Source organism: Mesorhizobium sp. M2A.F.Ca.ET.043.05.1.1 (assembly GCF_003952445.1).
Taxonomy (GTDB): domain Bacteria; phylum Pseudomonadota; class Alphaproteobacteria; order Rhizobiales; family Rhizobiaceae; genus Mesorhizobium.
The window spans coordinates 4744967-4764979 of record NZ_CP034446.1 but is presented as its reverse complement, the minus strand read 5'-3'; the positions used below and the strand labels follow the sequence as shown (position 1 = coordinate 4764979).

The following is a 20013-nucleotide window of genomic DNA, read 5'->3' as shown; positions in this document are numbered from 1 at the left end:
GAAGCAGCGGCGGCGAGGCCGGCTGCTGGCCGGAATACATCAGCCTGGGCTGGCTCGCGTCGGCGATCGCCGGTCCGAGGCTCCGCTGGATCAGCGCCTCGACATGGTCGTTGCGCTGGCGCGCGCTGTCGGCGCCCATCACCACCACGATCAGATGCCGCCCGTCGGCATTGTAGGAGGTGACGATGTTGTAGCCGGAAGCCCTTATGTAGCCGGTCTTGATGCCGTCGACGCCGCGCACGCGGCCCAGCATGTCGTTGTGGCCGCGCACCAGCCTGCCGCGGAACATGAAGTCGCTTTCGGAGAAATAGTGGAAATGCTGCGGGAAGCGCTTTTCCAGCGCCATGCCGAGCACCGCCATGTCGCGCGCCGTGGTCACCTGGCCGTCGTCGGGCAGGCCGCAGGCGTTGCGGAAATTGGTGCCGCTCATGCCGAGCGAGCGCGCCTTGGCGGTCATCATGGCGGCGAACTGGTCCTCCGAGCCGCCGCCCAGATATTCGCCCACCGCCACCGCCACGTCGTTAGCCGACTTCACCACCATGGCGCGGATGGCGGAATCGACGTCGATCGTCTCGCCGCGCCTAAAACGCAGTTTTGTCGGCGGCTGCGAGGCGGCGTGGTCGGAAACCGGGATCCGCGTTTCCTTGGTCACCCGGCCGCTCTCCAGCGCCTCGAACAGCATGTAGAGCGTCATCATCTTGGTCAGCGACGCCGGATAGCGCTGCGACCTCGAATTGACCTCGAACAGCGTCTTGCCGGTCGAGGCGTCGACCACGATCGCCGCATATTTCTGCGGCTGCGCCGGGACAGTGAGCACGCTTTCAGGGGGCGCCGCCGTCGTGCAGCCCGCGACCAGCGCGAGCAGTGCCAACAGGGCGATAAGTTTCTGAAGGAGAGGGAAGGTAGGGGGCAAGACTTGTTCTAAAGCTGTTGCTGAGATGCGGCGAAGCTAACGTAACGCATGTGCCGCGTCCAACTGGTTAACGAGGGAGACAAGGCATTTGCCAGGTTTCGGAAGGTGGAGGAAGGGTTCTTGTCCTTCGACGTTGGCGCCGCCCCCTCATCCGGCCGCTTCGCGGCCACTTCTCCCCGTGGGGGAGAAGAGGCTGCGCCGACGCCGACAGTCTCCTCTCCCCGCCGGGGAGAGGTCAGCCGAGCGAAGCGGAGGCTGGGTGAGGGGCAGTCCATGCCCGGCTCGCCCCGCTTTGCCATCCGCCCCAGCTTTCCGCTAATATGTCGCGGCTTGGATTTGGGGGATCGGCATGTCGGAAATCGCCACGGGTACGACCTCGTTGCTCAGGGCGTCGCTCAGCCGCACCGGCAAATGGGCGGCGAGCTTTGCTTTCATCAGCGGCGCGGTCGGCGATGTGCTCAATCCGCTCGGGCCCTTTGCCGCCTACATTGCCCTGGTCGCCGCCGTCGCGGCCATCATCATCGCCGTCGCCATGGTGCTGCGGCTGGTGCTGGCCGCCAAGGCGATGCCGGCGCTGATCTTCGCCACCAGTGCGGCGGCGATCGCCGGCGGCGTCTACGGCATCCAGCAGGAAACGAATTCGCAGAACGGCGTGATCGCCAACCTTGTGCCTGCCGTCGCCGAGCTGCAGCAATCGCTGGGCATCGTCTCGCAGAAGGTGGCGAAGATCGAGCAGACGGTCACCGAGACGCAGAAAACGGTCGAGGAGGTCAAGAAATCGACCGACACGGTCGCCAAGACCACCGAGCAGATCGCTTCCACCCAGCAACAGCAGACCGCGCAGGGTGCCGAGACGCAGAAGACCGTGGAGGCGGTCAAACAGACCACGGATACGGTGGCGCAGAAGACCGAGCAGATCGCTTCCACCCAGCAACAGCAGACCGCGCAGGGCGCCGAGACGCAGAAGACTGTCGAGGCGGTCAAGCAGACGACCGACACCTTGGCCGCCGGCCAGCAACAGCAGCAGGCGCAGGCAGAAAAGCTGCAGGCGACGACCGAGCAGATCGCCGCTTCGATCGACACCATCGCCAAGGGTTTTGCCCAGCTTGCGGCGCAGGGCGGCGCGATCGCCGATCCGAAGCGTCCGGACGAGTTCTACCACAACGCCCGCGTTTACGAACTCGCCGGCGACATGCTCAACGCCCGCCGCTCCTATCTCGCCTTTGCCGGCTTCGACGTCGACGCGATCGATCCCTACACGCGCTTTGCCACGCTGCTTCGGGTCCAGGACGGCAAGGCCGGCGCCCGTGAAGTGTTCGGCACGCTGGCGGAAAAGGCCAAGGCGCCGTCGATCAAGCTCGTGCATCTGTTGCAGTTCGACGACGCGCAGCGGCTCGACAAGCTCAACGCCTTCATCGCGGCCAACCCCGATTACGCGCCGGCTTACTTTCTCCTGGCGCAGGAATTTTCCGAGGATCGCCTCGGCAGCCAGACGCTGGCCGACAAGCGCAGCGAGGCGCAGGCGCTGAGCAAATTCGTCTCCTACGAGCAGGATGGCGGCCTGCTCAAATATTTCGTCGACCAGACACAACTGGCCGACTGGCTGGACCGCAGCCGCAGCCGGCTGACGGCGTTGGGCGACGTGCTCGACCCGTCGCGCTTCGTGCCGACGCTGACGCCGATGCGCTCCAATGCCGGCTGGTCGATGACGATCTCGCTGCCCGAGCCGGCGACGGCGATCTCCTGGCGCCTCGGCGACACCGGCCCGTTCACCGACACTGGCCTGATGGCGATGAACGACCAGCGCACGGGCAAGCCGATGCCCAATCCGAGCTTCGAGTTGCCGGACAGCACCGCCGCCACCACCATCGCGATAAAATATCTCGACATCCGCGGCCGCGAGACCGGCCCGTTCGACATCCGCTTCGATCCCGACGGCGCGCTGCAGCAGGAGAACAAGCAGATCCTCGACCAGTTCTGGACCTCGTGGATCGCTTTCGATTCCGGCGGCAATCGCGGCCTGGTCTATTTCACCCAGATGCTCTCCTACCGCTGCGCCATCAAGGCGGTGCATTACAGCCTCAACGGCACGGCGCTTGACAAGGAGATCAAGATGCCGCCCTGCGACGCCAAGGACCCCTACGCCATTCCCTCCGACTACCAGCCCTATTTCAAGGTCAAGGACGACGTGAAATCGATGGCGGTGCAGGTCACCTATACGGATGGCACGAAGTCGCCGGTGCGGGAGTATAAAAGGCAGTAGGGCTCCACCCTCCCCCCTGTGGGAGGGTCGATCCGCGCAGCGGATCGGGGTGGGGGTCGAAAAGACTCTTTTTTCAGACCCCTCCCCGTCGACCGGTCTCCGCTTTGCTCCGACCGCTCGCCGACCCTCCCCACAAGGGGAGGAACTGATGCAAAATGCCGATCGCGCTGCTTGCACAGGAGGCATTCGACGGGCTTTGCTCCCCGCGAGAAAAGATTCGCGGGAGGCATTCATGAACACGGTCACGATCGGCGCAAAGGGCATCTCCGTCTCGCTCGATCTCGCCGTCGGCCATATCGCTGCCATGGAGGTCGAGGCCGACGGCCGCGTTCTGAAACCGCTGCATCGCGCGCCCTGGATCGGCGCACCGCGCGAGACATTGCCCGCGAACCTTCCGGAAGGCACGGTGCGCCTGTCGGGCGATTTCCTCTGCGCGCCCTTCTCCGCCAGCGACGTCGAGGCGGCACCTCTGCATGGCTGGCCGGCCAACAGCGAATGGGACGTCGTCGAGAACGCCGCCATTGCCGGCGGCTGGCGGGCCGTGTTCCGGCTGCGCCGCAAGGTGATGGGCGCCGCCGTCGACAAGGTTTTTACCCTGCGCGACGGCCATCCTTTCCTTTACCAGGAGCACGTCTTCTCCGGCGGCTCCGGCGCCATCTCCGCCGCCCATCATCCGATGACGGTGATGCAAGGCGGCGGCCGGCTCGCCTTCTCGCCCAAGCGCGTCGCGGTCACGCCCCCAACGCCGCTGGAGCCCGACCCGGCGCGCGGCCGCTTCATGCTGGCCTATCCTGCCCGCGCCGCCGACCTCACGCAGTTTCCGCTCGCCGCCGGCGGCACCACCGACCTCACCGACTACCGCATGGATGACAGGCGCGAGGATTTCATCACCCTGGTCGAGGCGGATCATGGCGGCCCGGGCTGGACGGCGATCGCGCGGCGCGCCGAGCAGGACCTGGTTCTGGTGCTGAAGAACCCGGCCGAACTGCCCGTCACCATGCTCTGGTTCTCGAACGGCGGCCGCGACTACGCGCCCTGGAGCGGCCGCCATCTCGGCGTGCTCGGCATCGAGGACGGCCGCAGCGCGATGGGCCATGCCGCCTCGCTCGGCGACAATTGGCTGAAGCATGAAGGCGTGGCCACGGCCTTCGCGCTGGCCGAGGGGCGGTCGGTGTCGTTTCGCCATGTCATCGGCGCGGTTCCGTTCGCCGAGGCCGATGCGCCTGCCGAGATCGAGGCGGTGACCGATCGTTTGCGCGTCCTTGCCCCGAACGGCGCGGTGAAGGAGGCGCCGTTCGACGGCGACTTCCTGCGCATCGGGCGCTCGCTTCCGGCGTGAGCTCTGAAATTCATCATTCCAGGGCGAAGCAAGGAGCGAAGCGACGCGCGCAGACCCTGGAATCCATGCCGTGACCTTGGCCGAAGGACACAAGCGGAGCAGAATTCTGCACCGTTGTAACGCCTCAACGTCACGGCATGGATCCTCGGGTCTGCGCGCGTCGCTTCGCTCCTTGCTCCGCCCGTGGATGACGATGAGATGGGCGTCTCGGCTAATCTCGAAGGTGGGTAAGCGATCGAAACTTCGGCATCAGCGATCCCAGTTTGAAATTTCCACCGACACCCGCCAAAATGCCGGCCGCAACCTTACCGAAGAGGCGCCGATGTCCGAGATCGCCCATATCACAGCCGCCATCTTCAAGCGCGCCGGCAAGGCCAAGCGCTTCGTCGTCGCCATTGCCGGTCCGCCGGGCTCCGGCAAGTCGACGCTGTCGGCGAACCTCCATGAGCTCTTGCCTGAGGGCACATCCGAGGTCGTGCCGATGGACGGCTTCCACTATGACGACATCATCCTCAACCGCCGCGGCCTGCGTCCGCGCAAGGGCGCGCCGGAAACCTTCGACTTCGCCGGCTTCGAGACGTTGCTGAAGCGCATCCGCTCAGGCGAACCCGACATCGCCATTCCGGTCTTCGACCGCAGCATCGAACTGTCGCGCGCGGCGGCCGAGATCGTTTCCGCCGACACCAAGTTCATCCTGGTCGAGGGCAACTACCTGCTGCTCGACGAGGAGCCGTGGTCGCGGCTGGCGCCTCTGTTCGATTTCACCATTTTCGTCGACGTGCCGCGCAATGAGCTGGAGCGCCGGCTGTTGGAGCGCTGGCGCGAGCATGGCAAGTCGGATGACGACGCCCGCGCCTGGATCGCCTCCAACGACATGCCCAATATTGAGCGCGTGCTGGCGCGGCGCCGGCCGGCCGACATGGTCATCGGTCAATGACGGGTCTTTGATCAATGACGCTTGGTGATTGGTTAACCTGCTCAATTTTCGATATTTTCGGACGGGAACTTTAAGGTTTTCACGCCGTTATCAGCCTATCCCGAATTGTCCGGCGCCGGAGCAATCCCAGGAAGCGCACAACCGCTTTCCGTCCGGAATTGCGAAAAGAAGCGAGCAGGAACTGTCAGATGGCAACCAACAGCAGAAAGCCCGTGGCCAAAAAAACCAAGGCCACCCAATCCAGGACGACGCAGGCCAAGGCGGGCGCCGGCCCGGCGATCGCCGAGCGGTCGAAGGACGCCAAGCCGGCTTTCGGCAAGGCGGCCCCGAAGAAAGTAACGCCAGCCGTGGCCCACAAGGTCGGGCCCAAGGCGCATAGGCCGCACAAGTCGGCAACGAAGACGTCGGGCCCGATCCGCACCGTTGCAAGCGTTGCGACCGGCGCGGTGGTAGCGACGGCAAGGCTGGCTGCGTCCGTGCTTGGCCGTGGTGGTGGAAAGGCCAAGGCGAAATAGTCCCTTTTTACGCGATTCCGGACGGCGAAGTCGCCGAGCGGGACCTTCGCGGTTGGCCGTCAAGACAGCTCGGTCGTCATTCCAGGGCGGAGCAAGGAGCGAAGCGACGCGCGCAGACCCTGGAATCCATGCCGTAACGCTAAAGCGTTGCTGCGGTTACAGAATTCTGCACCGTTGCACTCTACGGCAGCGGGCACGGCATGGATACTCGGGTCAAGCCTGAGTATGCCGACGTCATGGGGTTTCAGCTAATCTCCAACGTGGGCGCTAGCCGCGCCCGCTTAGCCCACCGCTACCTTCAGCCAAAGCGCCGAGCGTCGAAACCAGCCCGGCATGGGCGCGCCCGCAGGACTTTTTTGTGCCGCAAGCGTTTACCGGAACCGTCTTCAGCCTTTCGCTGGAATGGCGAGGCCCCTTTTCACCGCCGGCCGCGCCAGGCCGCGCTCCAGCCATTCTGCGACGGTCGGGAAATCATCGAAACCGACCAGCTCGCGCGCTTCGTAGAAGCCGATCAGGTTGCGCACCCAGCCCAGCATCGACACATCGGCGATCGTGTAGTCGTCATCCATGATCCACTTGCGGCCCTTCAGCCGCGTTTCAAGCACGCCGATCAGCCGCCGCGATTCGTCGCGGTAGCGTTCGAGCGGCCGCTTGTCGGCGATCTCGCGCCCGGCGAATTTGTGGAAGAAGCCGACCTGCCCGAAGATCGGGCCGATCGCCGCCATCTGGAAGAACACCCACTGGATCGTCTCGTAGCGCCGTGCCGGATCGGCGGGAATGAGCTTGCCGGTCTTGTCGGCCAAATAGAGCAGGATGGCGCCGGACTCGAACAGGCCGATCGGCTTGCCGCCCGGGCCGTCCGGGTCGATGATGGCCGGTATCTTGCCGTTCGGGTTCAGCGACAGGAACTCCGGCGTCCAGCTCTCGTTCTTGCCGATATCGACATAATGCGGCTCATAGGGCAGGCCGATCTCCTCCAGCGCGATCGAGACCTTCACGCCATTGGGCGTCGTGGCCGAATAGAGCTGCAGGCGCTCGGGATGCTTGGCCGGCCAGCGCTTGGCGATCGGAAAGGCGGACAGGTCGGTCATCGGAAACTCCGGATAGGGCTGGCGCCGGGCGGCGCTCACAATGGGTGGCAAAGAATACGGCGGGGTGAGGAAGAATTAGGTCCCCGGCCGGCCGGGATCAATACACACCAGCCACCGGCGGCCGATGCACATACAGTCAACCGGGATTGTGATCAGACCGCCTTGAAGGCCAGCACCGCATTGGTGCCGCCAAAGGCGAAACTGTTGCTGAGCGCGGCGCGTATCTTGCGCTCGCGCGCCGTGTTGGGCGTCACGTCGAGGTCGCATTCCGGGTCGGGCTCGCGATAATTGGCGGTCGGCGGCACGATGCCGTCGCGGATCGCCATCACGCAGGCGATCATCTCCAGTCCGCCGGAAGCGCCGAGGCAATGCGCATGCATCGACTTGGTCGAGGACACTGAGAGCGACGGGGCGTGGTTGCCGAAGACGCGCTTGATCGCGGCGGTCTCGATCTGGTCATTGGCCTTGGTGCCGGTGCCATGAGCGTTGAGGTAGTCGACGTCTTCCGGATTGAGCCCGGCATCGGCCAGGCAGAAGCGCATCGCCGCTTCCGGTCCCTCGACGGTCGGCGCGACGATGTCGGAGGCATCTGCGGAAAGCCCGACGCCGGCGATCTCCGCCAGGATGGTGGCGCCGCGCGCCATTGCGTGATCGTAGCTTTCGAGCACCGCCATGCCGGCGCCTTCGCCAAGCACAAGCCCCGCGCGGTCGGCCGAGAATGGCCGGCACGTGTCGGGCGAAAGCACCCTGAGCGCCTCCCAGCCCTTGAGCACGCCCCATACCAGCGGCGCTTCGGTGCCGCCGGCAATCATCACGTCGGCGCGGCCGAGCCTGATCTGGTCGACCGCCGTGGAAATTGCATGGTTGGCCGACGAGCAGGCCGAGGTGGCGCCGAAGACAGGGCCGCGCAGTCCGAGCGCCATGCTCACCTGGCCGGCGGCCGCGCCCGGCATCACTTTCGGCACGGTGAAGATGGCAGCGCGATTGCGCCCTTCGAGCAGGATCGCGCGGTAATTCTCTTCGATGGTCTCGAAGCCCGCGACGCCGATGCCGACGATTGCGCCCATCCGGTAGGTGTTGTCGGCATGTGCCGTCAATCCGGACTGCCGCATGGCCTCGCGCGCGGCGATCACCGCCAGCAGGCTGAAACGGTCCATCGACACGACCTGCTTGCGGTCGATGCCATGTTCGGGCAGGTCCTTGATTTCGCAGCCGGTCTTGACCTTGAGGTCATGCAGCGACGGATTGTCGATCGGGCCGATGGCCGAGCGGCCGGCGCGCATGGCGTCCCACATCGCCGGCGCATCGTTGCCGAGCCCGCAAATCCCGCCAATACCGGTGATGACGACGCGTTTTTGCATGCAGTCAGGCTTTTTTCGCGATCAGTTCGCGAACCGCCTCGACCATGTCGCCGACGTTCTTCAGGTTGCTCCAGGCATCGACCGTGTTCATCTCGATCTCGATGCCGTACTTCTCCTCGAGATCGAAGATGATCTCGGTCAATTCCAGCGAATGGATGCCGAGCGTTCCGAGATCGGTGCTGGTGGTGATTTCCTCACCGCCGGTGTCGGCATGCGCTTTGATCTTTTCGATGATCTCGGTCGTCAGCTGGTCAGCCATTCGGTTCCTTCCCTGTCGTTTCCCGACGCCAACTGATCAGCGCCCTTTTTTGGTCCCCGGATCCAACAACGCCGTTGCCCTTACCTCGCCAGACACCGCGCGACCGCTCCAGGGTGGCTTCCCTCTATAGAAACCAAAACGATGTCAAGCAACAAGCGATATATCGACAAAGCCGCCGGAGTGCTTAACCTGGAAACGTGGACACGATCGACAACGCCCTGACACCCGCCTTGCCTTTGGCCGGCGCTCCTTTGCCTGCCGCGCAACGTGTTGCCGGGCGAGCCAGGCTTTTCTGCGGCAAGAGCGATGGCCGGACGCGCCTGCAGCGGCTCTACCAGGACGGGTCGGCCAAGATCCGCCTGCCGGCGGTGCAGGGCGATCCGCTCGAGGCGGTGCTCATCAACACGGCCGGCGGAATGACCGGCGGCGACCGCCTCGGCTGGACGATCGAGGTCGGCGCCGGCGCCTCCGCCTCCATCACCACCCAGGCCTGCGAGAAGGTCTATCGCGCCGCCGCCGACAGGGCCGAGACAAATGTCGGCCTGCGGGTTGGTCCGGGCGGGCGCCTCGCCTGGCTGCCGCAGGAAACTATCGTTTTCGACCGCGCCGCCTTCGCCCGCACGCTGGATGTCGATCTCGCGGAGGATGCCGAGGCGCTGGTGCTCGAAGCCACGCTGTTCGGCCGGCTGGCGATGGGCGAGCGGACGGTTCGAGGCAGCTTCCACGACCGCTGGCGGGTCCGCCAGGGCGGCACGCTGGTCCATGCGGAGGATTTCCGGATCGGTCCGGATATCGCGGCAACGTTGCGGCGGCCGGCGGCGACCGGCGGCGCGCTTGCCATCGCGACGCTGCTGCTCGTTTCGCCGCAAGCGGAAAGCCTGCTCGAGGCGGCCCGCGCCATTATCGGCGACTCTGCCGCCGGCGGCGGCGTCAGCTTCTGGAGCGTCGGCCGATCTGGCAAGCTTCTTGCGAGGCTCACCGCCGGCGACGGCTACCAGCTCCGCAAGCGGTTGGTTCCGCTCGTCGAACTGCTCAACGGACGGGCGGGCCTGCCTAAATTGTGGTCACTCTGATCTGAAATACCGGGACATTGCATGAATCTTACGCCGCGTGAAAAAGACAAGCTGCTGATCGCCATGGCGGCGATGGTGGCGCGCAAGCGCCTGGAGCGTGGCGTCAAGCTCAACCATCCCGAAGCCATCGCCCTGATCACCGACTTCGTCGTCGAAGGCGCCCGCGACGGCCGTCCCGTCGCGGAACTCATGGAGGCCGGCGCCCATGTCGTCACCCGCGCCCAGGTCATGGACGGCATCGCCGAGATGATCTACGACGTCCAGGTCGAGGCGACGTTTCCCGACGGCACCAAGCTGGTGACCGTGCACGAGCCGATCAGGTAAGGGCCGATCCGGTGAGGAGGAAGACCGATGCTGGAGCTTAGGCCAAATTGCGAATGCTGCGACAAGGATCTGCCGCCGGAGGCGACGGATGCGCTGATCTGCACCTTCGAATGCACCTTCTGCGCCGACTGCGTGGACAATGTGCTGGGCGGCGTCTGCCCCAATTGCGGCGGCAATTTCGCGCCGCGGCCAATCCGGCCGGCAGGCAAGCTGACGAAATATCCGCCATCGACCAGGCGCGTGCTCAAGGCCGAAGGCTGCGGCCCGCGCAAGGCCGCTTAACCAAGTCAATTGGAAAGGGCAGAAAGATGATCCCCGCCTCGACGAAACGAACCGCACTTGCCGCGATCCTTTTCCTGGCGGCGGCGATGCCCGCTTACGCCCATGTCGGCGCAGGCTCCACCTCTTCCTTCGCCGCCGGCTTCGCGCATCCGCTGTCCGGCCTCGACCACATGACGGCCATGGTCGCCGTCGGCCTGTGGGCGGCGATGAAGGGCGGCAAGGCGCTCTGGGGCTGGCCGCTTGCCTTCCTCGGCGTGATGCTGGTCGGCGGCGCGCTCGGCATGCTGCATGTGCCGGTGCCTTTCGTCGAGCCGGGCATCCTCGCTTCCGTCGTGGCGCTCGGCCTGCTGGTGGCGCTGGCGATCGACCTGCCGGTCTCGGCCGGGGTCGCCATCATCGGCCTGTTCGCTCTCTTCCACGGTCACGCCCATGGCGCCGAGGTGCCGGAAAACGCTGCCGGCCTCGAATATATGGCTAGCTTTGCCGCCGCCACCGCGCTGCTCCACGGTGTCGGCATGGCGGCCGGCCTTCGGCTTGGGTGGCGCTTCCGCGGCCTGGCGCGCGCCGCCGGCGCCGCTTGCGCGGCGATCGGCGTCGGCCTTTCCTTCGGCATGGTGTGAGGGCGCGATGATCCCCGGTGAAGTTATCGGCGCCAAAGGCGAGATCGACCTCAACAAGGGCCGGCCGACCGTCACCCTCAAGGTCGCCAACAGCGGCGACCGGCCGATCCAGGTCGGCAGCCATTATCATTTCTTCGAGACCAATGAGGGCCTGAAATTCGACCGCGAGCGCGCGCGCGGCATGCGGCTGGACATTGCCGCCGGCACCGCCATGCGCTTCGAGCCGGGCCAGGAACGCGACGTCACGCTGGTGGCACTGGGGGGAAAACGCGAGGTCTATGGCTTCCAGCAGAAGGTGATGGGCAAGCTGTGAGGTCCGCCGCCGCGCTCAAATCACTTCGGAGGCCATCACTTCGGGGGCTTGGCGGCCGCGTAGATGACGACCTGCCCCGGATTGTCGAACTCCACGGCGAGCACGTCCTCGGCCTGCACGCGCCGGGAATCGATCGCGTTGAAGAGCAGGGCGTTCGCCTCGATCTCCTGGCGCAGCTCGGCGACATCGTCCTGATGCTGCTTCATTTTGTTCTCGATGGCCGGCGGCGGCCCGCCTTCGCTGCGCGCCGCATCGGTCAGGAACACGATATCGACCCTGTCGAGCTTGGTGGTCTTGCGCACCGTGCCGATATTGTCGCGGGTCTGGTCGATGGCGGTGATGACTTTTCCGGCCTCCGTCCTGGAGAGCGCCTCTTCCTGGCGGACATCGGAATCGACAATCCCGGCGGCAGGCTTGTCGCTGCCCAACGGCTGCGCAGCGGCCGCCGCGACCGCGAAAAGCGAGGCGGCAACCACGGGACTCCATCTTGCAAAACGCCGGCCATTCGCCATCGCTCGCTCCTGACTGACCTCGTGGCGGGGCGAAAACAGCGAAACGGTCCGGCCTGGCCGCAGGTTCCCTTCGAAGGCCTGACGGCGGCCCGCGAGGCGGCCCGCATTCCCTTCAAAATATGGTTGGCGGACCACAAGGCGGCCCGCATTCTTTTCAAAATATGGGCGGCGGACCGCAAGACGGTCCGCCGGGGCGCGCGATCAGCTCGCTTTCTTGGTGATCAGCGTCAGCGCCCCATTGGGCTGCATGCTGGCGGCAATCACCTGCGCCGAGCTCATGCCCTTGGCTTCGAGCGCGGATTTCACCTTGGGCGTCGCGTCGATCGACTTGCGCAAGGTCTGCAGGCCGGCGTCGCCGCGCTGCGCCACGATCTGGTTGACCTGCGTCTGCGCGTCCTTGGGCAGTTCGGTGATGTCGACGACGTTGACGCTCTGGATCGCCGGTGCTGCGGACTGGGCTTTCGGCGCGGCGGGGGCGGTCCGTGCCGGGCTGGGTTGTTGCGTCGGCTGCTGCTGGGCGCCGGCACTGCCCGCCATCATCAAGGTGGCGGCTGCGGCGACAAGTATCGCGTTGCGCATGGATATTCCTTCCATCGGATTGGGAGTGATTCCGCCCGCCTCAACGGCCCGATGGGAACGCTGAAATGGGCGCTCAAAGTGTCGGCGAGCGGGTCATTGCGTGACCATTGGGTGGCGACAATGTGTGCCCCGCGCACAAACAATTGGAATTTCGGGAGCAATTGCTGATGGCCAGGATAAGCCGCGCCTCCTATGCGCAGATGTATGGACCGACGGTCGGCGATAAGGTGCGGCTTGCCGACACCGAGCTGTTCGTCCAGGTCGAGAAGGACCTCACCGTCTACGGCGAGGAAGTGAAATTCGGCGGCGGCAAGGTCATCCGCGACGGCATGGGCCAGAGCCAGGTGACGCGGGCCGAGGGCGCCGTCGACACCGTCATCACCAATGCGCTGGTCGTCGATGCGCTTGCCGGCATCGTCAAGGCCGATATCGGCCTGAAGGATGGCCGTATCGCCGCGATCGGCAAGGCCGGTAATCCGGATACGCAGGATGGCGTCACCATCATCATTGGTCCGGGCACCGAAATCATCGCCGGCGAGGGCAAGATCCTCACCGCCGGCGGCTTCGACGCGCATATCCATTTCATCTGCCCGCAGCAGATCGAGGAAGCGCTGATGAGCGGCATAACCACCATGCTCGGCGGCGGCACCGGCCCGGCGCATGGCACCTTGGCCACCACCTGCACACCCGGCCCCTGGCATATGGCGCGCATGATCCAGTCCTTCGACGCCTTCCCGATGAATATCGGCCTGTCGGGCAAGGGCAATGCGTCAAAGCCGGCGGCGCTGGAAGAGATGGTGCTGGCCGGCGCCTGCTCGCTGAAGCTGCATGAGGATTGGGGCACGACGCCGGCCGCCATCGATTGCTGCCTGTCGGTCGCCGACGCCTACGACGTGCAGGTGATGATCCACACCGACACGCTGAACGAATCGGGCTTTGTCGAGAACACGGTGGCGGCCATCAAGGGCCGCACTATCCATGCCTTCCACACCGAGGGCGCAGGCGGCGGCCATGCCCCGGATATCATCAAGGTCTGCGGCCTGCCCAACGTCATCCCGTCCTCGACCAATCCGACCAGGCCCTACACGGTCAACACGCTGGCCGAGCATCTCGACATGCTGATGGTCTGCCACCATCTGTCGCCGTCGATTCCCGAGGACATCGCCTTCGCCGAGAGCCGCATCCGCAAGGAGACGATCGCGGCGGAGGACATCCTGCACGACATAGGCGCCTTTTCGATCATCTCCTCCGACAGCCAGGCCATGGGCCGCGTCGGCGAGGTGGCGATCCGCTGCTGGCAGACCGCCGACAAGATGAAGCGCCAGCGTGGCGCGCTGCCCGACGAAACCGGCGACAACGACAATTTCCGCGTCCGCCGCTACATCGCCAAATACACGATCAACCCGGCCATCGCGCACGGCCTGTCGAAGGAGATCGGTTCGATAACCGTCGGCAAACGCGCCGATCTCGTGCTGTGGAATCCGGCCTTCTTCGGCGTCAAGCCGGAGATGGTGCTGGTCGGCGGCTCGATCGCCGCTGCCCCCATGGGAGATCCGAACGCCTCGATCCCGACGCCGCAGCCGATGCACTACCGGCCGATGTTCGGCGCCTATGGCAAGGCGCTGACCAACTCCTCGGTGACCTTCGTCTCGAAGGCGGCGCTCGACGCCGGCCTGCGGGACAAGCTCGGCGTCGACAAGGCGATGGTCGCGGTCGAGAACACACGCGGCGGCATCGGCAAGCACTCGATGGTGCTCAACGACGCCACGCCGCATGTCGAGGTCGATCCGGAAACCTACGAGGTGCGCGCCGACGGCGAGCTCTTGACCTGTGAGCCGACCACCGTGCTGCCGATGGCGCAGCGGTATTTTCTGTTTTGACGGGCGACGTGCGGGCGCGTTCTTTGCGATTTTCGCAAATTGAGGGCATGATGCGCCTATGAACAGGATTGATCGCCTCCGGGCGTTGACGCCCTACGAAGCGGATTTTGTCCAGTGGTGTGCCGAGCAAGGCTCGCTGCTGCGCGAGGGACGTCTTTCCGAGCTTGACCGCGAGAATTTGGCCGAGGAGATCGAGAGCTTGGGAAGGAGGGACAAGCGGGAGATCCGTAGCAGGATGGAAGTGTTGATCACACACCTCCTGAAGTGGGAATTCCAACCAGGCCACAGGTGCCATAGCTGGCAGGCGTCGATCTCCGAGCAGCGCACCTGGATCGACGGTATCATCAAGGACAGCCCGAGCCTTCGCCGATATCCCGCGCAAATCTTCGAGGAGGCGTATAAGGGAGCTTTGCCTGTTGCTGTCAGAGAGACAGGAATGAAGAAGGCATATTTTCCCAGCGAACCTCCCTTTACATCCAAGCAGGCGCTCGACGGTCGATTTTGGCCAGGTGGGCCGCTTTCGATGGACGACTTCCTGCGAGACTGACCACTGCTTCTTTCCGCATTCCTTGTTTAAGGCCAATGCCCACCGAAATCGCCTCCCAGCACGATATCTTCCCGCATATCCGCATCGTCATGGGCATGGTGATCGGCCTCGGCGTCACCCGGCTGCTTTCGGGAACCGCCCGCATCGTCCAGCATCCCGGCCAGTACCGGCTCTATGCGGTGCATCTCGCCTGGGTCGCCTCGGTGCTGTTGATGCTGGTGCATTTCTGGTGGTGGGAGTTCGGCCTCTACGCCATCGAGAACTGGACCTTCGGCAAGTACCTTTTCATCATCTTCTACGCCATCACGTTGTTCCTGCTCTGCGCTCTGCTGTTTCCGGATTCGATGCTCGATTACACCAGCTACGAGGACTATTTCTATTCGCGCCGCGCCTGGTTCTTCGGGTTGCTTGGCGCGACCTATCTGCTCGACGTCATCGACACGCTGCTCAAGGGTCCAGAGCATTTCGCCCGCTTCGGCAACGAATATCTGTTCCGCACGCCGGTCTTCGTGGCGCTCTGCATCGTTGCGATCCTGGTGCGCGACAAACGCTTCCACATCGCCTTCGTCGCGGCCGCGCTGATCTATCAGATATCGTTCATCCTGCGGCTGTTCGACACCATCGTCTGAGCGCTCGCGATGCGGTAGGGTTCTTGGAAAGGCAAGGGTTCAACCATGTACAAGGCTGTCGGATCGCGCGGCTCCCGCGTCAGCCGGGTGCTCTGGATGCTCGAGGAACTCGGACAGCCCTATGAGTTCGTCGAGGTGAAGCTGCGCTCGCCGGAAGCCTACGCGCTCAACCCTTCAGGCAAGGTGCCGATCCTGCTCGACGACGACCTGAAAATCACGGATTCGGCCGCGATCTGCGTCTATCTGGCCGACAAGCATGCCGACAAAGGCATGGGCGCCAATCCGGGCGTTGCCGGGCGCGCCGAGATGGATTCATGGATGCATTTCGCCCAGAGTGAGTTGGAAGCGCCGCTCTGGAACAAGCTGCGCCACCGCTTCCTGCTGCCGAAGGATGTTCGGGTCGATGTCGGCCCGGCCGCGGCCTATGATTTCGCATCCGAAATAAAGGCGCTGGATCGCCGGCTTGGCGACAAGCCCTATGCCTTGGGCGATCGCTTCTCGGCCGTTGACGTCTTGCTCGGCGATATGGGCGGCTGGGCGCGTGCCGGCCGCTTCCCGATCGAATCCGACCGGGTGAATGCCTATTTCGACCGTGTCCTCGGGCGCCCTGCTCGTGCCCGCGCCCAAGCTAATGGCGGAGCCATGAAATGAAGCTCAACATCACCACCGATTTCACCAAGTTTCCACGCGCCGTGTCAGTGCTCTTGGCAGGCGAGACCGGATTGACGACGCCCTACGACAAGGCCGTGCTGCCGCATGACGAGCGGCATCTGCGCCGCCGCGCCATCGAGACCGTGGCCGGCGACAAGGTGCTGGTCGACCTGTCCGAGCCGGTGGCACTGAACAATGGCGACCGGCTGGTGCTGGAAGACGGCCGCCAGCTCGAGATCGTCGCGGCGCCCGAGGAAGTCTACGACATCCGCGCCCGCGACGCCGTTCATCTCACCGAGCTCGCCTGGCACATCGGCAACCGCCACCTCTCGGCGGCGATCGAGGCGGACCGCATCCTCATCCTGCGCGACCATGTCATCAAGGCGATGCTCGAAGGCCTCGGCGCCACGGTGAACGAGGTTTCGCAGCCGTTCAGTCCGGTGCGTGGCGCCTATTCCGGGCATGGCCACGATCATGGCCATTCGCATGATCGTCATGACCACGACCACCATGGCCACGATCATCACGATCATGACCATCACCACCATCACGGCCACCACCATCATCATGACTGAGCAGCTTTCCAGCGTCGCGCTGCTGCGGCTGATGGCCTGGCTGTCGCCGGCCTTTCCGGTCGGCGGCTTCTCCTACAGCCACGGGCTCGAGCGCGCCGCGCATGACGGGCTGATCGCAAATCGCGACGATCTCGCCGGCTGGCTCGAGACTCTGGTCGAGATCGGCTCGGGCTGGAACGACGCCGTGCTGTTCGCCGAAGCCTGGCGCCGCGCGCGCGATGATGGCGAACTCAACGAAGTCGCCGCGCTGGCCGAGGCGCTTGCCGGATCGCGGGAGCGTCATATGGAGACAATGCTCCAAGGCGCGGCCTTCCTCAAAGCAGCGTCCGCCTGGTCGTCTCCGGTGCTTCAACGACTGCCGGCCGATTGCCCCTATTGCGTTGCGGTCGGCGCCGTTGCCGGCAGCGGTGGCGTCGATCTTTCGCCGGCGCTGTCCGCCTTCCTGCAGGCTTTCTTCTCTAACCTCGCGCAGGCGGCGATCAGGCTCGGCGTCGTTGGCCAGATCGACGCGGTCGCATTGTTAGCCGGCTTTGAAGCCTTGGCTATGACCACGGCTGCCCGCGCAGCAGCGTCTACGCTCGATGGTCTCGGCGGCGCGGCCTTCATGTCCGACATAGCGGCGATGCGGCACGAAACGCAATATTCCAGGCTGTTCCGCTCATGACCGTGCTTGCCGTCATCCTCTCCTTCGTGCTGCTCTTGATCACCACGCTGCATGTCTATTGGGGCATAGGCGGCATCTGGCCCGGAACCGACCAGGCGTCATGCGCCCGCGCCGTCGTCGGCTTCCGCGACATCGATGAGATGCCGTCGTCCTTCGCGAGTTTCGCTGTCGCCGCGTGCCTCGCGCTCGCGACGCTCTGGCCGCTGGCGCTTGCCGGTGTCTTTGCGACGCCCTTTCCACGGGAAGGCCTGGCGGCCACCGCATTGATGATCGGCCTCGTCTTCCTCGGTCGCGGCATCGTCGGCTTCACACCCTGGTGGCGCAGGCTGGCGCCGGAGCAACCTTTCGCGCGGCTCGACCAAAGTCTCTATTCGCCGCTCTGCCTGTTGATCGGGCTGGGCTTTGTCATTCTCTCTACCTCGGAGTTCCCGGCATGACGTCGAAAAACGGTCCTCTTCGCATTGGCATTGGTGGCCCCGTCGGCTCGGGCAAGACGACGCTCACCGAAAAGCTCTGCAAGGCGTTGCGCGACGACTTTTCAATCGCCGTCGTCACCAACGACATCTACACCAAGGAGGACGCGATGATGCTCGCGCGGCTGCAAGCATTGCCCGAAGAGCGCATCGTCGGCGTCGAGACCGGCGGCTGTCCGCACACGGCCATCCGCGAGGACGCCTCGATCAACCTGCGGGCGATCGCCGAACTGAACAAGAAATTCCCCGACCTCGATATCATCTTCATCGAATCCGGTGGCGACAATCTCGCCGCCACCTTCTCGCCCGACCTTGCCGATCTGACGCTTTATGTCATCTCGGTCTGCCAGGGCGAGGAGATCCCGAGGAAGGGCGGCCCGGCCATCACCCGCTCGGATTTCCTCATCATCAACAAGAGCGATCTGGCGCCCTATGTGAACGTCAACCTCGATGTCATGGAGAGCGATGCCGGCCGCATGCGTGGCAAAAGGCCCTTCGGCTTCACCGACCTGTCGCGCGGCAAGGGGTTGCAGGACGTGATCGACTTCATCGTCGAGCAGGGCGGGTTGCAGTCGGCGCGCCCGGCGGCTTGATCTGCTGAGCCACCGATTATCGGTTGCTGGCAGCGGCGTCGCACGGCATTCTCGCCCAAACAGGAGGATTTTCGATGAGCCTTGCCCGTCTGCACAAGGAACCGCTAAGCAACCTGCCCTATTACGAGGAGCGGGTCGACCTTGCTGCCGCCTTCCGCTGGACCGCGCGGCTCAACATGCATGAGGCGGTGGCCAATCACTTCTCGCTGTCCGTCAATGAGGACGGCACGAAGTTCCTGATGAACCCGAACCAGGTGCATTTCTCGCGCATCAAGGCGAGCGACCTGCTCCTGATCGACGCCAACGATCCCGACACGCTCTCCGGCCCCAACGCGCCGGACCCGACCGCCTGGGGCCTGCATGGCGCCATCCATCGCAACGTCCCGCATGCGCGCTGCGCCATGCATGTCCATTCGATCCACGCCACGGTGCTTGCCTCGCTCGCCGATTCGACGCTGCCGCCGGTCGACCAGAACTCGGCCATGTTCTTCAACCGCCATGTCGTCGACGCCAATTATGGCGGACTGGCCTTCGAGGAGGAGGGCGAGCGCTGCTCGCAGCTTCTCACCGACCCCAAGGTCAAGGTGATGGTCATGGGCAATCATGGCGTGATGGTCATCGGCGACACCGTCGCCGACACCTTCAATCGCATGTTCTACTTCGAGCGCGCCGCCGAGACCTACATCAAGGCGCTGTGGACCGGCCGGCCGCTGCGCACGCTCTCCGACGAGATCGCCGAGAAGACCGCGCGCGAGATGGACGACTACCCCGGCCAGGCCGAGCGCCATCTGGCCGAGCTGAAAGCGATCCTCGACGAGGAAGAGCCGGTTTATAGGAATTGAGCGGCCTTTCCTTCTCCCCGTTTTACGGGGAGAAGGTGGTCCGAAGGACCGGATGAGGGGCAGCACCGACCTTCGGGGTTAAAGCCCCAACTGCGCCCGCAATTCCTCGGCGCTGTTGATCACAATCGCCCCGGCCGGACCCTCCATCGGCGCTTCCGGCCAGAAGAGCGTCTTCATGCCGGCCGCCAGTCCGGCCATGGCGCCCGTCAGGCTGTCGTCGACGGCGAAAGCATCCGCCGGGTCGACGCCAGCGAGATAGGCGGCGCGCAGGAAGGGCTCGGGCAGCGGCTTGCCGTCGATCACGTCGTTGCGGCTGACCGTCATCATGCCCGGATAGGTGAGGCCGACGGCGCGCAGATTGGCATCGACGATCAGCCGGTCGGAATTGGACACCACCGCCTGCTCGACGCCGAGCGCGCGCAATTCGTTGAAAACCTGGATCGCGCCGGGGCGTGGCTTCAGCGTTTCCGCCAGCGGCAAATAGTGATCGTATTTGCGCACGATCCAGTCGTCGAAGGGCAGCGATAGGCCGAATTCGTCGCGCAGCATCTCGTAGACCGGCCATGCGGCGATGCCCAGCACGCGCTCGTGCAGGTCGTGCGGCGGGGCGATGCCGACGCTGCGCAGCGCCGCCACAAGCGCTGCCTCATGCAACGGCTCGCTGTCGACCAGCGTTCCGTCCATATCCCAGAAAACGGCTTTCGGCGTCATGCGCGGCTCCTTCGCCGATCCCCTTAATCGGTTTCCCGCCGGAGATAAACCGTCCTGCCGGCAAATG

General features: G+C 64.8%; 24 protein-coding genes and 1 pseudogene. 18 read left to right on the top strand and 7 right to left on the bottom strand.

Going from position 1 to position 20013, the window contains the following annotated elements; all coding sequences use genetic code 11:
- Window positions 1-76 precede the first annotated feature (76 nt).
- Window positions 77-817, bottom strand: a pseudogene (locus tag EJ069_RS22985) (D-alanyl-D-alanine carboxypeptidase family protein); the annotation flags it as partial.
- A gap of 445 nt (window positions 818-1262) precedes the next feature.
- On the opposite strand from EJ069_RS22985, the gene EJ069_RS22980 reads away from it, so the two are divergent.
- The 4 genes from EJ069_RS22980 (at window position 1263) to EJ069_RS22965 (ending at window position 5967) form a co-directional block, all read left to right on the top strand.
- The gene (locus EJ069_RS22980) at window positions 1263-3176 is read left to right on the top strand and encodes a methyl-accepting chemotaxis protein (protein WP_126063257.1); all 1914 of its coding nucleotides are present in this window, start codon (window positions 1263-1265) and stop codon (window positions 3174-3176) included.
- Between the two features lie 232 nt (window positions 3177-3408).
- The gene (locus tag EJ069_RS22975; protein ID WP_126063256.1) at window positions 3409-4515 is read left to right on the top strand and encodes a hypothetical protein; all 1107 of its coding nucleotides are present in this window, start codon (window positions 3409-3411) and stop codon (window positions 4513-4515) included.
- 322 nt (window positions 4516-4837) lie between these two features.
- Window positions 4838-5452, top strand: a complete 615-nt coding sequence (locus EJ069_RS22970) for a nucleoside triphosphate hydrolase (RefSeq protein ID WP_126063255.1) — start codon at window positions 4838-4840, stop codon at window positions 5450-5452.
- A 212-nt stretch (window positions 5453-5664) separates the two neighbouring features.
- Window positions 5665-5967 (top strand): hypothetical protein, encoded by a 303-nt coding sequence (locus EJ069_RS22965; protein WP_348639335.1) that lies wholly within the window; start codon window positions 5665-5667, stop codon window positions 5965-5967.
- Window positions 5968-6353: 386 nt separating this feature from the next.
- Here the strand turns inward: EJ069_RS22965 and EJ069_RS22960 are convergent, their stop codons facing one another.
- From EJ069_RS22960 to EJ069_RS22950, 3 genes are all read right to left on the bottom strand, one after another.
- On the bottom strand, window positions 6354-7058 hold the full coding sequence (locus EJ069_RS22960) for a glutathione S-transferase N-terminal domain-containing protein (protein ID WP_126063253.1): 705 nt from the start codon (window positions 7056-7058) through the stop codon (window positions 6354-6356).
- A 152-nt stretch (window positions 7059-7210) separates the two neighbouring features.
- Complete coding sequence (locus EJ069_RS22955; protein WP_126063252.1) at window positions 7211-8419, bottom strand: beta-ketoacyl-[acyl-carrier-protein] synthase family protein; 1209 nt, start codon at window positions 8417-8419, stop codon at window positions 7211-7213.
- A gap of 4 nt (window positions 8420-8423) precedes the next feature.
- Window positions 8424-8678 (bottom strand): acyl carrier protein, encoded by a 255-nt coding sequence (locus tag EJ069_RS22950; protein WP_126063251.1) that lies wholly within the window; start codon window positions 8676-8678, stop codon window positions 8424-8426.
- A 251-nt stretch (window positions 8679-8929) separates the two neighbouring features.
- Here EJ069_RS22950 and EJ069_RS22945 point away from each other — a divergent pair, with 251 nt between their 5' ends.
- The 5 genes from EJ069_RS22945 to EJ069_RS22925 are packed head-to-tail and all read left to right on the top strand — an operon-like array spanning window position 8930 to window position 11290.
- Complete coding sequence (locus EJ069_RS22945) at window positions 8930-9751, top strand: urease accessory protein UreD (RefSeq protein ID WP_245456698.1); 822 nt, start codon at window positions 8930-8932, stop codon at window positions 9749-9751.
- Between the two features lie 21 nt (window positions 9752-9772).
- The gene (locus EJ069_RS22940) at window positions 9773-10075 is read left to right on the top strand and encodes an urease subunit gamma (protein ID WP_126063250.1); all 303 of its coding nucleotides are present in this window, start codon (window positions 9773-9775) and stop codon (window positions 10073-10075) included.
- 27 nt (window positions 10076-10102) lie between these two features.
- Window positions 10103-10357 (top strand): DUF1272 domain-containing protein, encoded by a 255-nt coding sequence (locus EJ069_RS22935; RefSeq protein WP_126063249.1) that lies wholly within the window; start codon window positions 10103-10105, stop codon window positions 10355-10357.
- A gap of 26 nt (window positions 10358-10383) precedes the next feature.
- Window positions 10384-10977, top strand: a complete 594-nt coding sequence (locus EJ069_RS22930) for a HupE/UreJ family protein (protein WP_126063248.1) — start codon at window positions 10384-10386, stop codon at window positions 10975-10977.
- A 7-nt stretch (window positions 10978-10984) separates the two neighbouring features.
- A complete protein-coding gene (locus EJ069_RS22925; protein WP_126063247.1) occupies window positions 10985-11290 on the top strand; it encodes an urease subunit beta in 306 nt (101 codons plus the stop codon).
- A gap of 35 nt (window positions 11291-11325) precedes the next feature.
- Here the strand turns inward: EJ069_RS22925 and EJ069_RS22920 are convergent, their stop codons facing one another.
- On the bottom strand, window positions 11326-11802 hold the full coding sequence (locus EJ069_RS22920; RefSeq protein WP_126063246.1) for a hypothetical protein: 477 nt from the start codon (window positions 11800-11802) through the stop codon (window positions 11326-11328).
- 201 nt (window positions 11803-12003) lie between these two features.
- The gene (locus EJ069_RS22915) at window positions 12004-12381 is read right to left on the bottom strand and encodes a hypothetical protein (RefSeq protein ID WP_126063245.1); all 378 of its coding nucleotides are present in this window, start codon (window positions 12379-12381) and stop codon (window positions 12004-12006) included.
- Between the two features lie 164 nt (window positions 12382-12545).
- On the opposite strand from EJ069_RS22915, the gene ureC reads away from it, so the two are divergent.
- From ureC to EJ069_RS22870, 9 genes are all read left to right on the top strand, one after another.
- Entirely contained in the window at window positions 12546-14261 is a 1716-nt protein-coding gene (gene ureC, locus EJ069_RS22910) for an urease subunit alpha (RefSeq protein ID WP_189476547.1), read from the top strand.
- 58 nt (window positions 14262-14319) lie between these two features.
- Window positions 14320-14808, top strand: coding sequence for a DUF29 domain-containing protein (locus EJ069_RS22905; RefSeq protein WP_126063243.1), 489 nt, complete (start codon window positions 14320-14322; stop codon window positions 14806-14808).
- A gap of 35 nt (window positions 14809-14843) precedes the next feature.
- A complete protein-coding gene (locus EJ069_RS22900) occupies window positions 14844-15437 on the top strand; it encodes a hypothetical protein (RefSeq protein ID WP_126063242.1) in 594 nt (197 codons plus the stop codon).
- A gap of 45 nt (window positions 15438-15482) precedes the next feature.
- On the top strand, window positions 15483-16088 hold the full coding sequence (locus EJ069_RS22895; RefSeq protein WP_126063241.1) for a glutathione S-transferase family protein: 606 nt from the start codon (window positions 15483-15485) through the stop codon (window positions 16086-16088).
- Window positions 16085-16663, top strand: a complete 579-nt coding sequence (locus tag EJ069_RS22890) for an urease accessory protein UreE (protein ID WP_126063240.1) — start codon at window positions 16085-16087, stop codon at window positions 16661-16663. Before EJ069_RS22895 ends, EJ069_RS22890 begins: the two co-directional genes overlap by 4 nt.
- Window positions 16584-17327, top strand: coding sequence for an urease accessory protein UreF (locus EJ069_RS22885; protein WP_245456696.1), 744 nt, complete (start codon window positions 16584-16586; stop codon window positions 17325-17327). Before EJ069_RS22890 ends, EJ069_RS22885 begins: the two co-directional genes overlap by 80 nt.
- On the top strand, window positions 17324-17764 hold the full coding sequence (locus EJ069_RS22880) for a DUF3995 domain-containing protein (RefSeq protein ID WP_126063239.1): 441 nt from the start codon (window positions 17324-17326) through the stop codon (window positions 17762-17764). Before EJ069_RS22885 ends, EJ069_RS22880 begins: the two co-directional genes overlap by 4 nt.
- Window positions 17761-18393 carry an urease accessory protein UreG gene (ureG, locus tag EJ069_RS22875; RefSeq protein ID WP_042637471.1) on the top strand — a complete coding sequence of 211 codons (633 nt, stop codon included), beginning with the start codon at window positions 17761-17763 and terminating at the stop codon, window positions 18391-18393. Before EJ069_RS22880 ends, ureG begins: the two co-directional genes overlap by 4 nt.
- Before the next feature lie 74 nt (window positions 18394-18467).
- Window positions 18468-19235, top strand: coding sequence for a class II aldolase and adducin N-terminal domain-containing protein (locus EJ069_RS22870; protein WP_040986987.1), 768 nt, complete (start codon window positions 18468-18470; stop codon window positions 19233-19235).
- 78 nt (window positions 19236-19313) lie between these two features.
- Here EJ069_RS22870 and EJ069_RS22865 read toward each other — a convergent pair whose 3' ends face one another.
- Complete coding sequence (locus EJ069_RS22865; protein WP_126063238.1) at window positions 19314-19946, bottom strand: HAD family phosphatase; 633 nt, start codon at window positions 19944-19946, stop codon at window positions 19314-19316.
- Window positions 19947-20013: the final 67 nt, after the last annotated feature.